We start from the raw sequence: 14,596 nt of genomic DNA on the forward strand, positions 1-14,596 counted from the left end.
ACACCCGCCCGGCGCCGCGGGGTGGTCAGCGTTCGCGGTGGAGGGCCCGGCTGAAGCCTGCGGCGACCGTGGTGGCCAGGGTCCAGCCCGCGGCCACCAGGGCCACCGTGACCCACTGGGAGAGGCCTCGGGCCTGCCACATGTCGTCGTGGCCGAGGCTCACCACCGGCAGCATCTGGTCCAATGTGTACAGCAGCGGGTTCCACACCGGGCGGTCCTGCTCGTTGACCGGCACCAGCGGGTGGAAGACGAACCAGGCGGTGCCCACCACCGCGAACGCGGCCAGCCATCCCACCGCCCGCATCGGCCGGTACCCGTATCCGACGGTGGCCCGCTGCAACCAGCTCCACAGCCGCACCGGCCAGCGCAGGCCGGGCCGCGCGGTGCGGGCGATCGCCGCGTAGCGGTGGCGCTGCTTCTCGATCAGCACCGCGACCGCGTGTTCCTCCAGCCCGTTGCTGCGGAAGACCTCGGCGAGCTGGTCGTAGGTCCCCGGCTGGTAGGCGCCGCCCGCGGTGGCGCGCAGCCAGCCGAGGCGCTGGCGCACGCGTTCCTGGTCGTCGAGCTCGAAGGACTCCGAGAAGTTCTGGTAGGCGAAGTCCTCGCAGTCCACGCCGCTGCGGGACTCCCACACCGCGGAGTTGTCGGCGAGCAGTTCGCACTGGGCCTGCCGCAGGGTGATCCGGCCGCGCGGCGGCGTGCGCGGCAGCAGGGTGAGCTCCTGCGTCTGCACCCCGGAGGCGTTGAACGCCGTGCGCGACGCGCCGTCGCCCAGCTCGCAGCCCGAGAAGTTGACGTGCCGCCCGATCTGCGACCAGCGCAGCTGCACGGTGCCCTCCGCGGAGAACACCCGGTCACCTTCGGCGCAGACCAGGTCGCGCTCGATGCGCGCCGCGCGCAGGTCCAGCGATGGCTTGTAGTTGTTGCGGTGCGGGTGCCAGGCCGGTTTGGTCAGCCGCGAGCCGCGCAGGTCGATGCTCGCGCCGATCTGCGCGCCCGGCAGCTGCAGCGAGCCGACGAGCTCGGCGTCCCGGCACTCCAGGTTGCTGCCCACCGAGAGCCTGCTGCCCACCAGGACGTCGGTGCGCGGGCCGGTCAGCTGCGCCCGGGTGAGCTGGACGCTGCCGCCCACCTTGACGTCGGTCATCCGCCACTGCCCGCGCACGTCCACCGACCGCGCGTCGATGTTGCCGGAAACCCTGGTGCCGTCCAGGTTCACCGCGCGCAGCGGGTGCAGCACCGACTCGGCGGGGGAGCGCAGCCAGCTCACGTCGACGACGGCTCCGGTCATCCGCAGGTTGCCGCCGACCACGGCGCTGACCAGGCGCAGCGTGCCGCCGCTGCGGAACTCCTGGTCGAGCTGGACCTCTCCGCGGATCTCGCAGCGGTCGGCGATCAGCGCCGCGGTCGGGTCGTCGTAGTGCGAGTTGCCGGGATCCGGCGGCCGCACGCCGGGTTCCAGCACGGCGTCCCGCAGCCGCAGGTCACCGGAGATGTGCGCGCTGGGCAGCCGCAGCGTGCCCGCGGAGGTGAAGAACCGGCCGGTCGCCGGGTCGGCGTCCAGCCGCAGCGAGCCGCCGATGCGGATGCCGGTGGCGTTGATCGCGTTGCCGCCGCGGTTGCGCAGGGCGGCGCCGGACAGCGTCAGGTTGCCGCCGATCTTCGCGCCGGGGATGCGGATCTCGCCGGCGGTGCGCAGCCGGATTCCCAGCAGCGCACCGGAAACCGACAGGCGGTCGGCGTAGACGCAGCGCTGGCCGGGATTGCGCAGTTCGCTGTCGTTGAGCAGCAGCGAGCCGCCGAGGTCGGCATCGGCCAGGTCGACGATGCCGCCGACGCTGGCGCAGTTGCGCAGCACCACGTCGTTGCCGACCGCGAGGTTCCGCGCGTGCATCCCGGGGAACCGGCAGTGCCACAGCACCAGCCCGGCGAGCCGGGCCTGCCGCAGGTCGGGCGCGTTGTCGAAGCGGCAGCCGACGAATTCCAGCAGGTAGGGCAGATCCACGTTGCGCAGGTCCAGCTGACCGGTGATCGTGGCGTGCTCCACGACGATCACCAGCGGCTGCGCGCCGCGCCGGGTGAACACCCGGCTGCCGTCCTCCAGCGATTCGACCAGCCGGGCCGCGAGGTACTCGCCGCGGATCTGCTGCTCTGCGTCGGGAACGCTCGCGGGCTCGGCCTGGTAGGCGGCCGACTCCGCCGTCCTGCCCTGCGCCAGCAGCTCGTCCAACCGGCGCTCGGCGTCGGTCAGGGGTTCTGCGGTGTTCCTCGCCCAGCCAGTCAATGTTCGTCCCATCGACCACGAACTCACCGCACCCACCGTAGTGGACCCGCGACCCGGCGGAGACGGGATTCACCCGGCACGCGCAACGACGTGCCACCGCCGGGGCGATGGCACGTCGCAGGTCGCTGCGGGGTCAGGCGCGGCCGGGCGGATCCGTCCGCTCGTCGGACCAGGACGGCGAAGGCGGCGTGATGGTCGCGGTGAACGTGATGCCCGGCGCCGGCCTGGTGCCGGACGTCTCGGGTTCCGGCGTGGCGTCCTCGGTCGGCACCTGGAGGCTGCCGGACATCGAGGTGTTGCCGGCCGTCGGCAGCGTGCTCGACACCGGTGTGCTGCCCGAAGCGGGGAACGTGCCCGCTGACGGAGTGCTGCCCGAAGTGGGGAGCGTGCTCGACGTCGAGGTGCTCGCGGAGGTGGGCAGCGTGCTCGACGTCGGCGTGCTGCCCGAGGTCGGGCCGGTGCTGGACGTCGGTGCGGTGTCCGACGTTCCGGTCGACCGCTGCACGAGCTCGCTGATCGTGGAGATCGAGTCGGTGAGCGCGCCGACCGCCTTCGTCGCCGTGCCCACGTGCTGCATCAGGTTCTGGGCGCTGGAGAGCAGCTGCTGCATCACCGCCACGATCCGGCCGCCGTACTCGGCCGCGACCTGCACCGCCTGCGGGATCGCCGCCGCCACGCTGGCGCCGAAGGTCGCCGCCGCCGCGGCCATCGCCTGGTTGAGGATCACGATGATCCGGCCGGTGGCCTCGGTGATCAGCGTCGTGACCTCCTGCAGCGCCTTGGCCGCGGCTTCGCCGGCGCCGGTCGCCGCTTCGGCCAGCGCCACGCTCGCGTCGCCGAGCCCGGCGATGCCGTCCACCAGCTCCGCCCCGGTCTTGAGGTACCCGGCCGCGGCGTCACCGGACCAGCCGCTGGTCTCCGGGCCGACCGACTGCTGGTAGGAGTCGGCGATCGAGGAGACGTTGCGCCCGGTGTCCTGGAAGCCCTGGGCCCCGGCGGAGACCGAGCTGGGGTCGCCGGCCAGCTGCTGCAGCGGTTCGCCGAGGAACGACACCGACCCGGTGATGAAGCCGAACCCGGAGTCCGACAGCGCCGAGAGCGGGTCGCTCGTCGAACCGAGCGAGCTCATCCCGGGGTTCTCGCCGCCGCTGAGGCCACCGGAGAGCCAGTTGCGGTCGCGCACCGCCGCGATGGTCGACTTGAGCTGTTCGAGCTCCTCCGGCCGGGTCGCGCCGATCGTGATCTGCACCGTCATCGCGAATCCTCCTGGAGCAGCCGCACCGCGTTGTCGTCATCGGTGCGCTCGTAGTCCTCGGCGGTGCGCACCAGCGCCGAGCTGACCGCCTCCACCGCGGAGGACGCCTGCGCGATGGCCTGCCCGGTCTGGCTCATGGCCGCGCCCAGCCCGGCGGTGAGGAAGCCCAGGAAGGTGCCCAGCGAGTTCTCCGCAGGGCCTGCCGGCACCGCGCCGGCCGCGTCGGACAACCCGCTCGCCAGCCCGGCGACGGTGTTCGCGTGCGCCCGGATCTGGGCGGGATCGACCTGCAGGTCCATCAGACGATCACCACCGGGTTGGCGAAGAAGTCGTCGTCATCGTCGCTGGCGGGGCGGCGCGCGGCGGCGTCGACCCCGGCGGCGGGCGGCATGTTCTCCTTGACGAAGTCCAGCGCCGGGCCGTCGCCGACGTACTCGGTCATGATCTCCACGACCTGCGCCCCGACGGAGCGCTGCGCCTCCTGGGAGGTCGTCAGGATGAGCTGCGCCAGCTGCTCGGCCTCCATCGCCCGCGCCGCGGGGGTGAGCCGGATGTCCTCCATCGCGCCGCTGGGCCCGACCTGGACGGTGATCTCACCTCGCGGCGAGGTCGCGGTCCCGCTCATCTGGCGCAGGCTCTCGTTCGCGGCCTTGGCGTCCGCGGCGGCCTTGGCGAGCCGCTCGTCGTAGCCCGCCAGCCACTGAGCTGCTGTTTCCACCTTTTCCCTCCGTAAGAGCCTGTTGGTGCTTGCGTGGTCGCCGAGCCGGCGCGGTCTGGCCGGGGGAAGCCGGCTCAGCTCCGCGTCACCGCGGCTCGCGGGCGATCCTGGCCAGGTCTTCGACCGCGAACCGCACGTCGTTGGGCCGCATCGGGTTGACGCTCACCCAGCCGTGCTTGGCGGGCACCACCCGCACCCGCCCGCGCGGACCGTCCAACCAGGACAGTTCGGCACCGGCCCGGGTGCTCTCGCCCGCGCCGCGCCGGGTGGCCCCGACCTGACCGCGACCGGTCAGCACGGCCAGCAGCCCCGCGAGCTGGTCCAGCGCGTTCGGGTCCCCGCCGCAGTCGCGGACGAGAGCGCGCAGCCGCTGCTCCTTCTCCCGGTCGTCCTCGATCTCGCCGACCAGCTGACCGGCGGTGGCCACCGCGCGCTCGGGCAGCGTGATCGGCATCGTCCGGGCCGGTGCGACGTCGGGGATCAGGTCGAGCAGCGCGTCGGTCAGCGCGTCCGCCGCGACCCGGTGGATCCGCACCGGCTGCGCCGGGTCGTTGTCCAGCCGCTGCACGCAGATCAGCGCCCAGGACCGGTAGACGATGGCCACCACCGCGGTCACCCCGGTCTCGTCGACCAGCACCAGGTCGACCGTGCCGCGGTGCTGGCGCAGCGCGGTGACCAGTTCACCGGCCGCACCGGCGGGCCCGTCCTCGTCGGCGAACCCGCGCAGCCGCAGGGTGTGGCCCGCGGTGGCCAGCAGCACCTCCCGCTCACCGGCGATGCGGCCGAAGGACGGCACGCGCAGCGGGAACGGCAGCGGCACCCCGGCGTGCGTGGACAGCAGGTCCAGCTCGACCTGCCCGAACTCGATGGGAGCGGGTGCGCGTCGCGCGGACGCCGTGGTCATGCCCGGTCACCACCGGTGTTGCGCAACGCCTGCGCGGCGCTGTCGTCGGAGGCGAGGTAGCCGCTGACGGTTTCGCCCAGCGCGGTGCGGAAGTTGTTCAGCTCGGCGTCGGCCGCGCTGATCTCGCCGCTGAGCCCGGACCGGCCACCGGCCTCGCGCAGCCGCATCGCCAGGTGGATCGCCGGCGGCGCGGTGCCCAGCTGCGGCAGCCGCTCGGCCAGCCTGCCCGCCGAGCCGACCAGTCCGGTGGTGCGCTCGCGGAGCCCGGACAGCGCCTCGACCTGCGCGGAAAGTCCCTGCGGGGCGACCTGGTAGCCGTGTCCCGCTGCTGCTTCGGAAGTCAACGTTCGCTCCTGTGCTGCGCTCAGCCGATGACCGGGGCGCTGGCCGGCCGGTCGTCGTCGAAGAGTTTCTGGTCGATGGTGGGCAGGCGGTTCTCGTGCAGCTGCTCGTCTTCCTCCTCGCCTCGCCGGGCGCCACCGGCACCGGGCATCATGCTGCCGCTGCCCGTGCGACCGGCCAGGCCGCCAAGGCCGCCGGAACGCGCCAAAGCGGCGTCCAGCGCGCCGAATCCGCTGCGCGCCCCACCGCCCAGCTGCTCCGCGCCGACCAACCGGCCCCACGGCACGCCGCCGCTGCCGCTGCCCGCACCACCGCTGAACCCGGCGGCGGTGGTCGATGCGGGGGAGTTGAACCCGGCGGCCTCCAGCGAACCGGGCGGCGCGATGGCCCGGCTGCTGTTGCGCAGGCTCGCCTCGTACTGCTGCATGACGTGCACCGCCTCGGCCTTCTTCTGCGCAGCCGCGACGTTGGACATGAACAGGCTGCCGCCGCCGGCCGCCACCGCGCCGATGGCGGCGCCGATCGCGGCCCCGGGAGCGGCGCCGATGCCACCGGCACCCGCGCCGACGATCCCGCCGATGACCGCACCGGCACCGGCCCCGGCCATCGCGCTGGTCAGCGCGGAGCCGGTCGGGTCGCCGGGCGGTGGCGGCATCGTGTTGCGCGCGACCGCGAGCGCGTCGCCGGCCTCCTGGGTCGCGCCCTGCACGGTGCCCGCGCGGTCGCTGATCCCGGAGGTGCGGTCGCCGAGCTCACCGAGCTGGCTGGTGGCCAGGCCGGCCGACTCGCTGCTCCAGTTGGTCTGCATGGCGTTGCGCTCGTGCCGCATGGACTCGGCGTGGTCGGCCAGCTCGGTGCGGTGCTGCCCCCACTCGGCCGCCATCGAGCTGACATCGCCGACGTCGGCGTTCTGCCAGAGCATCTGGTAGAGCTCTTCGTGGGAGTAGGAGTTCCAGTTGGTGCCGTCAGGCGGGATCGGCGAGCCGAAGTAGCCCTCCCAGACGTTGCGCAGGGCGTCCACGACCGGCACCGCCAGCACCCCGGCGGGGCCGGCCTGCGCCAGCGCGGAGGTGGCGGCCGCGGCAAGCTCCTGCACACCTGCCGACGCGGTATCGATGAGGTTCGCTGCGGATTCGTCGCTCATCTGCGGTTTTCTGCCTCCCAGAACGGCGCGCGGCTGCATGCGCCGAACACGGCCAACGAGTTTCAGCGGGGCACGCGTGCTGCGCGCCGGAACGTGCCCGCTTCCCCAGACGCGGGCACCTACTGAGATCACCAGACCCGGGTCCGGGAAACATCCGCAACATTGCTGATGTTCACGGATTTCACGCTGACCTGCGAAGATCAGGACGTTAACGGGACGAATCGGGCGAGCGTCGATGTTCGCGACCGGCCGTCAGGACGCCGGAACCGCCTCGGTTACGGAGGAAACCTCCCCGAGGACGAGTAGCCCGGCGACAGCGGGCGAACAAACGACTCGACCACGGACCTATAGTCGCGATCGTGGACGCGGTTGTGGAGGACTACGCCCGCAACGTCGCAGCCGCGATGGCCACAACGCTGGGACCGCGCTTGGTGGGCGTCTACCTGCACGGCTCTGCAGTGCTCGGCGGGTTCGACGCACGCCGCAGCGATGTCGACGTCCTCGTCGTCTGCGAAGGGCCGATGACGGCGGTCGAGGAGTCGGCTGCTGCGCAGCGGCTGAGCCGCGAGCGCTTGCCGTGCCCCGCGCACGGGCTGGAGTTGAGCATCGTCACCTTCTCGGCGGCCCAGCACCCCACGGCACGACCTGAGTTCGAGCTGCACGTGACCACGGCACCGGAGGACACCAAGTGCGTTGACGGCCGCGATCGCGAGGGAGATCCCGACCTCGTGCTGCACTTCGCCGTCTGCCGCAATGCCGGGCGGCTCCTCGGCCCCGGGCGCCCGGCGCCCGAGGCGTTCGCCCCGGTCCCCGACGACCTGGTCCTGGCTCAGCTGGCGAGCGAGCTGCGCTGGTGCACCGGACACGCTCCCGGCGAGTACGCGGTGCTCAACGCCTGCCGGGCGTGGCGGTTCGCCGTGGACGGCGCTCTCGTGTCCAAGGTCGACGGCGGCCGGTGGGCGCTGGATCTCGTGTCAGGCGCGGACGGAGAGCTGGTTCGAACCGCCTTGGACCGTCAACGCTGCCTTCCCGCCGCAGAGCTCGACCCGCGCGCCGTCCAGCGGTTCGTCCACCACGCCCTCGGCCGGATCACCGAGGTCTCGGCATAGCGTCCGCCCGGCGCGAGCTCAGCTGCGGCGCTCGAAACCGAGGACGATCTCGACGCGCGAGGCGTAGCCGAGCTTGGCGAGGATCTTCGACACGTGGGAATCGACCGTCCGGACCGACACGATCAGCCTCTCGGCCGCCTCCCGGTTGGTCAGCCCCTGCGCGACGAGCTCGGCGACGCGGTGTTCGGCCGCGGTGAGGCTTTCCCAGCCGTGCTTGGGCCTCCGGCGCGGTCCGGTCGCTCCGCGCCGGACGCCGAAGGCGCGCAGCTCGGCATCGGCGCGGTGGATCTCGCCGGCGGCGGCCAGCGCCGTGAAGCGCTCGATCGCGGTTCGGTAGGCGGCCCGGGCGTCCGCCGATCTGCCGGACGCCGCAAGCACTTTCGCCGCGTCCTGCGCCGCCCGGGCGGCGGTGACCGGAGAACCGTTCTCGGCGAACTGCTGCGCCGCGTCGAGCAGCAGGTCCACATCGCTGTCGAGCAGGCCCTGGCAGTACGTGAGAGCGCCGCGCTCGCCCAGCGAATCGCCGGTGACCAGCTCCTGCATGTGCGCCACCACGCGTTCGGCCAGCTCGCGATCACCGCTGCCGACCGCGATGCGCACGATCCGCGCACCGATGGTGCTCACCGCGTGGCCGTTGTGCACGCCCACGTCGCCGTTGGCGAGGGTGCGCACGATCTCCAGCGCTCGCTCGGAATCGCCTTCGGCGTCGGCGAGCACGGCATGACCGATGGCGGTGATCTGCTCGTAGAAGATGGCGACCCCGCGTGGTTCCGCGCCGTTGGCCAGCTCGGCGTGCTCGCGGGCGGCGCGGAGGTCGCCGCGGTGCACCAGGATGGCGATGGCGATGGCGTGCAGCGGACCGTCGAACCCGTGCAGGTCGGGCAGCGCGGTGGCGGCTTCGATCTCGGCCAGGGATTCGTCCCAGTGGCCGTTGTTGAACAGCGCGAGCGCGGTGATGGTGTGCAGCCAGACCAGCAGACCGGTGCCGAGCTCGCGCGCGAGCGGGCGCGCCCGCGCGGCGGTTTCCAGGGCCGCCCGCTCCTGGCGCAGGTCCTGGACCACCGCGCGCAGCAGGCGGGTCATCAGCTGTTGCCCGCGGTCGCTGGCGGCGATCTCCAGCAGCGCATCGGCCTGGTCCAGCAGCTCCAGCGCGCCGGTCAGGTCGCGGAACACGAACCGGCCGATGGCCTTGATGTTGAGCAGGTACAGCGCGACGACCGGGTCGTCCGCGGCGTGCGGTTCGGCGATGTCGAGCGCGTGCTCCACCCCGGTCAGGTCGCCGACGAGCAGCCGGGCGGTGGCGTCGAGCACGGCCAGCCGCGGCGGCAGCTCACCGTGCTCGCGCTCCGGTTCCAGGGCCTTCGCCGCACCTTCGGGATCCATCGCCCCGATGCGGATCAGGGCGAGCACGGCCCGGGACCGGCGCCGGATCGGCGCGTCCGGGCGAGCCATCAACGTGGTGCGCGCGGTGTGCTCGGCGGCGTCGAGCCGCCCGGACCACAGCTGCGCCTCGGCCAGCGCCGCCCGCAGCGGCAGCAGATCCGGATCGCCCGGCACGAGGTGGGCGACGGCGCGTTCGAGGAGGTCCACGAGCCCGGGTGTGGGATCGGCGGCCAGCTTCTCGGCGTGCCGGCCGAGCCATGCCGCCAGCCAGGCGTCCACCGGCGCGTGGACCAGCTGCTCGACGACTGCTTCGGGTGGAGCGTTCCGGCTGATCAGAGCCTTCGCGGCGGTGGTGCGCAGGGCCGCCGACGTCGCTGCCACCTCGTCGCGCACCACCGCGTGGCGCAGCCGCACGACACCATCGGTGACTTCGGCCAGCCCGAGCGCGGTCAGCCGCTCGGCACCGGCCAGGACCTCGGCCGGGGTAGATCCGACTGCCGCCGCCAGGTCCTCCACGCACGCGCGATCGGCCAGGATCGCGGTGAATCGCAGCAGCGCGGCATCGGATCCGGCCAGCCCGGTGGCCCAAGCCGTCACGGTCTGCGCGCGGTTCTCCGAGGTGAGCTGGGCCAGCAGCCACGGGTTTCCGGCCGCTCCGGCCGCCAGTCGCCGCAGCGAATCGGATGGCTCCGCGCCGGTGAGTTCGGTGAGCAGCGAGTGCACCGAGGCGTCGTCGAGCGGGAGGAGGTCGTGCACCGCGGCAGTGCGCTCGAGGTGGGTGAAGCGTTCGGGTGCGGCACCGCGATGCCGTCCGGCGACCACCAGCAGCGATCGGCCGCTCAGTTCCTCGGTGAGGTCGTGCAGCGCGAGCAGCGTCGCGTCGTCGGCCCGGTGCAGGTCGTCGATGACGACAACGCCGCTCTCGGGCCATTGCGGGGGAATGCCCTCGGACAGCACTGTGGTGCCGTGCGGGGGCAGGACCGCGATCCGGCGCACCGGAAGTCCGGCGCTGCGCATCGCTTCGGCGTGGGCGTCCAGGAGGGCGGACAGGCCGAGCCCCGGATCGGCGCGAACCACGAGCAGGCCGCCGAACCCGTCCTGCGCGGCGATCGCAGCGTCGGCGAGTCGCCGCAACGACTCGTCCCTGCCGAACAAAACCACCCGAGCCCCCGATCCTGAGAGCAGGGAGCTTAGTCCAGCCGGGCGGCCGGTTCGGGTGAAATGGTGGAACTGGTTCTGCCGTCTCAGCAGTGCACCAGGTGTCCACAGAGGATTGGTCTGGTCGTCGCGGGAGCATAACCGCTGGCCCGGTGCGATGTGCCGGGCCGGCTGTGGCGCTCATCACGCCCGGTCCGGGCCCTGCCCGCGGGCAGGGCCCGGAGTCGGATCAGGCGATCACGCCGTCGATCCAGCCGCGGAAGTGGCCGACACCGGTGTAGATGTCGGGGGACTCACCGCAGACGGAACCGACGCCGCGGCTGTCCAGACCGGCCAGCTCCCAGCCGTCGCCCTCCCGGGTCAGCAGCGGCGAACCGGAGTCGCCACCGCACGGGCCGCGGACGCCCTCCGGGTTGTCGGTGCAGACGTCGCCGCCGCGGATGCCCCACGAGTCGTCACCCGCGTCCGCCACGCACTTCGGCGTGGTCGGCGGGATGACGGTGGTGTCCAGCTGCTGGAGCTGGGTCGGCAGCTTGCTGGGGTCGCCCTTGTCCTCGTTGGCGATGTAGCCCCAGCCGATCTGGCGCACATCGGTGTCCGGCTCGGTCAGCTCGGTCGCCATCCGCACGGGCGCCTGGTCGCTGGGCGCGTCCAGGCGCATCAGCGCGATGTCGTTGCCCTCGGAGCGATCGGGGAACGCCTGGTAGTCCGGGTGCACCACGATCTGCTGGATCTTGGCCACGCTGCCGCCGGTGGTCCGGTCGGTGCTGCCGATCCGCACGTGGAACATCGCCGGGTCCAGCACGACGGGCTTGCCGTCGGGGGAGTCCTGCGTGACGCAGTGCGCCGCGGTGACGACCCACTGGGGGTTGATCAGCGCGCCACCGCACCGGTGGGAGTCCGGGTTCCCGTCGCGCTCGTACTGCAACGAGGTCATGAACGAGTAGGTCTGATCGGCCGGGGAGCCGCCGATGATGTAGGGCGTGACGCCGCCCTGCGGCTCATCGGCGTGCGCCGTGCCGACGCCGGCGAGCGCGCCGACCGCGGCCACCGCCGCCAACGCCGCGGTGCGCTTGCGCGCCCGCGGCGCCCGTAATTTCTCGACCATTGCTGGTGTCCTCCATCGTCACCTGCCCGAAGATCACGGGCATTGTTGATCAAGGTAACCCACCCCACCGACACCCGGAACCGCGTTCCCGGCGCAGGGTCGCGGCCTGAAGTGCGCGAAACCGGCGAAATGGCAACAGGTTTGGCGAAGACGCCTGTCTGGTGCATTCGCGGGAGGCCGAACGGCCCACGAACCCACCTGCCACCTGGCGCACTCCATTGGAGCGATTGCGCCGGATCTTCCGCGGCGTGGTCGCCCGGCGTCCAAAATGGACGTTCGGCGGTGCCGGGCCGGTGCGCGACCCGGCACCGTCCGTCCCGCTACATCGTCGGGGCGGGGACGCGGCCGGTGTGGTCGCGCGGGGTCCTCGGCACGGTCACCGCCGGTTCACCGGATTCGGCCGTGGCCGCTACTTCGACGATCGCCCTGACCTGGGCGATGATGTCCTGCAGGTTGCGGGTGAAGACCGGGTCCACCACGTCGCCGGCGTTGTCCGGGGCGAAGGTCAGCACCGGCGTGTGGACGTGGCCACCGCGCAGATCCGCTCCCACGGCGTCGCGCAGCAGGGTCGTGCGGTAGGCGATCTCGTTGGACAGGTAGCTGCCCCCGCCGCCCGCGCGGGCCGCCGAGCCCGGTGTCGGACCGTCGGGGCGCACCACGGGTTCGGTTCCGCCTGCCGGGATCTCGGTGACCTCGGTGTTGTGGAAGACCGGGTAGCGGCCGGTGTCGGCGTCGACGATGGCGGCGTAGGGCTGGGTGGAGGGCACGAACTCCGGCGCCGGTTCGACCGTGGGGACGCCCGGCGGGATCTCGGCGACGCCGTCGCGCTGCTCGTCGTTGTTGTCCACGCCGGTGTGCCAGCGGCCGTTCCACTGCTCGATGTCGAACTGCTCCGGACGGCCCTGGCTGACGGTGGCGAACACGTCGACCTGGTCGCGGCCCGGCCGCAAGCGGGGGAGGAAGGTCTGCTCGACCATGCCCTGCTCGAAGGGCTTCCACAGCACCGGGAACATCGCCGTCTCGACGCGGACCGGCCCGGACGCGGTGTTCAGCACGAGCCCGTCCAGGGCCAGCGCGGAGGCGCCGGAGGGGTTGCTGCGGCGGATGTCGCCGTTGAGCTGGAACGGGTCGAAACCGCTGACCAGCACGCGCTTGACGCCCTCGCCGCGGGGGAACTGCACGGAGGTCTGCCCGCGCGAATGCCGCTCCAGGCTCCACAGCAGCTGGTCGCGCTGCTCGTCGTCGAGCGGGAACGGCGGTGTCCACTGGCGTAGCGCGGCGGTCATGCCCAGCCGCGCCCAGTACAGCGGGCGGTCGTCGGCCGCGGGCAGGTCACCGGCGGTGTCCCGGCCTTGAGCGCGGGCCACCGCCCGCTCCCACACCCGGTCGCCGCTGGAGCTGATCAGCCGTTCGGCGGCGGCCGGGTCGCCTGCCTCGCACAGCGCGGCGGCGAACGCCGGGGCGATGTCGGCGAAACCGCTCCTGGCCAGCAGTTCCTGCGGAACGGGCTGGGAGAGCCGCTGCTCCTCGACGCTCAGCGGGCGGGACGGGTCGGTGCAGCTCGGTGCCGCCTGCGACGCGACGGGGCTGAGCAGCGCCAGGGTTGCCGAGGCGATCGTGCACGCGATGCTGCGGCGGACCGTTGGACGCACGTGAGTCCTCCTTGGTGCGGTTGGTGCGAAGAACACATTCGATCCCACCGACCCCGCCCGGGGCCAGACCCTGGCCCCAACTCGTCAGTCCACACCGGACTCCGCGACCGCCCCGAACCCGTGCCGGTCGGCGAACTCGTCGGTGGTCATGCCCAGCACGACCACGTCGTGGTGCCGCCCGGCGAAGAACTCGTGCTCGCGCAACCGCCCCTCCTCCTCGAACCCGAGCGCGCGGTGCAGCGCCAGCGAGGCCTCGTTGAACGCGTGGACGCCGACCGAGCACTTGTGGTAGCGGCGTTCGCCGAACATGTAGCGCAGCAGCAGGACGACGGCCTCGGTGGCGTAGCCGCGGCGCTGGTGCTCGCGGCCGATGCCGATCCCGTAGCCGAAGCGACCGGCGCGCTGGTCGGTCCCGGTGGTCGACAGCGCGCCGACGAGCACGTCGTCGGCGCGCGAGTGCACGGCGAGCTGGAACTCGTCGCCCACCGGCTCCTTCACCGCCTGCTCGGCGGCCCACCGGCGGTAGCCCTCCGCGGAGCGCGGTGGGTGGATCACGTCGACCGCGCGCATGTCGGAGGTGTCGGCGTCGATGTGCTGGAACGCCCGCCAGTCCTCCGGTTCGATCCCGCGGAGGCTGACCCGGTCACCGGTCCAGATCGATCCCATACCGGCCGATCCAACCACGATCGGTTCTCACCGGCGGGCGAACACCCCGATCGCGTCGTAGGCGATCCAGGAACCGTCGTCCTTGTGCAGGTCGATGGTGTTCTCCCCGACCCGGAAGACCTGCGGGAGGCGCATCTCCAGGTAGGACGGCTTCAGCGGGGACCCGGGCAGCGTGCTGTCGCCCTGGGTGGAGCCCTTGGTGGCCCCGTTCTCGAAGCGCAGCCGGTCGACCGGGGTGCCGTTGATGCTCAGCACCACCGAACCCGCCTTGGACGCGTGGCTGTCGATGAGCCACACCGCGAGGTCGGAACCGTTGACCGGGAGCTCGGAGAGCTCGAAGCGCAGCCGGAACCGGTGATCGCGGCGCCCGGCCCAGCCGTCGGCCGGACCGGGCTGGAGGTAGCACCAGCCGGTGCGCGGGTCGTCCGCCCCGGCCCGGAAGTCCACCCCGTTCGGGAAAGCCGTGGGGTAGTCGGCGTAACCGCTGGGGGACAGGGCGAGTTCCAGGCCCTTGCCGTCGAAGTCACCGACCACGGCCAGCGGGATCCCCGACCGGCTCACCGACTCGCGGCTGGTGACGGTGACCGCGCGGCTCGGGCGGCTGCGCGCACCGGCGGCGTCGACGGTCACCACGCGGTAGGTCCACTGCTGCGCGGCGCCGCCGAGACCGTTGTGCTGGAAGTGCGGGTAGACGGTCTTCAGCAGCAGGGTCTCCGGGGAAACCGCGACTTCGGGGCCGGGCGCGCCGTGCACCGCGTAGTGGTCGACCACGGTCTGCCACGGCGCGGGTTCCCAGTCGACGACGATGCGGGCGAGTTCGCCCCGGCCGCGCAAACCGGTGGCAGCGGGCGGAGGTGCGGTGGGCATCGCGGA

General features: G+C 72.6%; 13 protein-coding genes. 1 reads left to right on the top strand and 12 read right to left on the bottom strand.

The window, feature by feature from the left end; genetic code table 11:
* Positions 1–25 precede the first annotated feature (25 nt).
* From C4T78_RS08175 to C4T78_RS08205, 7 genes are all read right to left on the bottom strand, one after another.
* Complete coding sequence (locus tag C4T78_RS08175) at positions 26–2,284, bottom strand: translocation/assembly module TamB domain-containing protein (RefSeq protein ID WP_235863878.1); 2,259 nt, start codon at positions 2,282–2,284, stop codon at positions 26–28.
* Between the two features lie 133 nt (positions 2,285–2,417).
* A complete protein-coding gene (locus C4T78_RS08180; RefSeq protein ID WP_093358168.1) occupies positions 2,418–3,539 on the bottom strand; it encodes a hypothetical protein in 1,122 nt (373 codons plus the stop codon).
* Complete coding sequence (locus tag C4T78_RS08185; RefSeq protein WP_093358167.1) at positions 3,536–3,838, bottom strand: type VII secretion target; 303 nt, start codon at positions 3,836–3,838, stop codon at positions 3,536–3,538. The genes C4T78_RS08180 and C4T78_RS08185 overlap by 4 nt, the downstream gene beginning before the upstream one ends.
* Entirely contained in the window at positions 3,838–4,257 is a 420-nt protein-coding gene (locus C4T78_RS08190) for a YbaB/EbfC family nucleoid-associated protein (RefSeq protein WP_093358166.1), read from the bottom strand. The genes C4T78_RS08185 and C4T78_RS08190 overlap by 1 nt, the downstream gene beginning before the upstream one ends.
* Positions 4,258–4,342: 85 nt before the next feature.
* The gene (locus tag C4T78_RS08195; RefSeq protein ID WP_093358165.1) at positions 4,343–5,161 is read right to left on the bottom strand and encodes an ESX secretion-associated protein EspG; all 819 of its coding nucleotides are present in this window, start codon (positions 5,159–5,161) and stop codon (positions 4,343–4,345) included.
* On the bottom strand, positions 5,158–5,505 hold the full coding sequence (locus tag C4T78_RS08200; RefSeq protein ID WP_093358164.1) for a hypothetical protein: 348 nt from the start codon (positions 5,503–5,505) through the stop codon (positions 5,158–5,160). Before C4T78_RS08200 ends, C4T78_RS08195 begins: the two co-directional genes overlap by 4 nt.
* Before the next feature lie 20 nt (positions 5,506–5,525).
* Positions 5,526–6,647 (bottom strand): hypothetical protein, encoded by a 1,122-nt coding sequence (locus C4T78_RS08205; protein ID WP_093358163.1) that lies wholly within the window; start codon positions 6,645–6,647, stop codon positions 5,526–5,528.
* 359 nt (positions 6,648–7,006) lie between these two features.
* Here C4T78_RS08205 and C4T78_RS08210 point away from each other — a divergent pair, with 359 nt between their 5' ends.
* On the top strand, positions 7,007–7,756 hold the full coding sequence (locus C4T78_RS08210) for an aminoglycoside adenylyltransferase domain-containing protein (protein ID WP_143186060.1): 750 nt from the start codon (positions 7,007–7,009) through the stop codon (positions 7,754–7,756).
* 18 nt (positions 7,757–7,774) lie between these two features.
* Here C4T78_RS08210 and C4T78_RS08215 read toward each other — a convergent pair whose 3' ends face one another.
* From C4T78_RS08215 to C4T78_RS08235, 5 genes are all read right to left on the bottom strand, one after another.
* Positions 7,775–10,300: a LuxR family transcriptional regulator gene (locus C4T78_RS08215; RefSeq protein WP_143186058.1), complete on the bottom strand. Its 2,526-nt coding sequence runs from the start codon at positions 10,298–10,300 to the stop codon at positions 7,775–7,777.
* 226 nt (positions 10,301–10,526) lie between these two features.
* Positions 10,527–11,405, bottom strand: coding sequence for a S1 family peptidase (locus C4T78_RS08220; protein WP_093358160.1), 879 nt, complete (start codon positions 11,403–11,405; stop codon positions 10,527–10,529).
* A 320-nt stretch (positions 11,406–11,725) separates the two neighbouring features.
* Complete coding sequence (locus C4T78_RS08225) at positions 11,726–13,057, bottom strand: pyroglutamyl-peptidase I (protein WP_235863877.1); 1,332 nt, start codon at positions 13,055–13,057, stop codon at positions 11,726–11,728.
* An 84-nt stretch (positions 13,058–13,141) separates the two neighbouring features.
* The gene (locus C4T78_RS08230) at positions 13,142–13,723 is read right to left on the bottom strand and encodes a GNAT family N-acetyltransferase (protein WP_093358159.1); all 582 of its coding nucleotides are present in this window, start codon (positions 13,721–13,723) and stop codon (positions 13,142–13,144) included.
* A gap of 27 nt (positions 13,724–13,750) precedes the next feature.
* The gene (locus tag C4T78_RS08235) at positions 13,751–14,590 is read right to left on the bottom strand and encodes a polysaccharide lyase family protein (RefSeq protein WP_093358158.1); all 840 of its coding nucleotides are present in this window, start codon (positions 14,588–14,590) and stop codon (positions 13,751–13,753) included.
* Positions 14,591–14,596 lie beyond the last annotated feature (6 nt).

The sequence above is a fragment of the Saccharopolyspora kobensis genome (assembly GCF_900108315.1).
GTDB classification, from domain to species: Bacteria; Actinomycetota; Actinomycetes; order Mycobacteriales; family Pseudonocardiaceae; genus Saccharopolyspora; species Saccharopolyspora kobensis.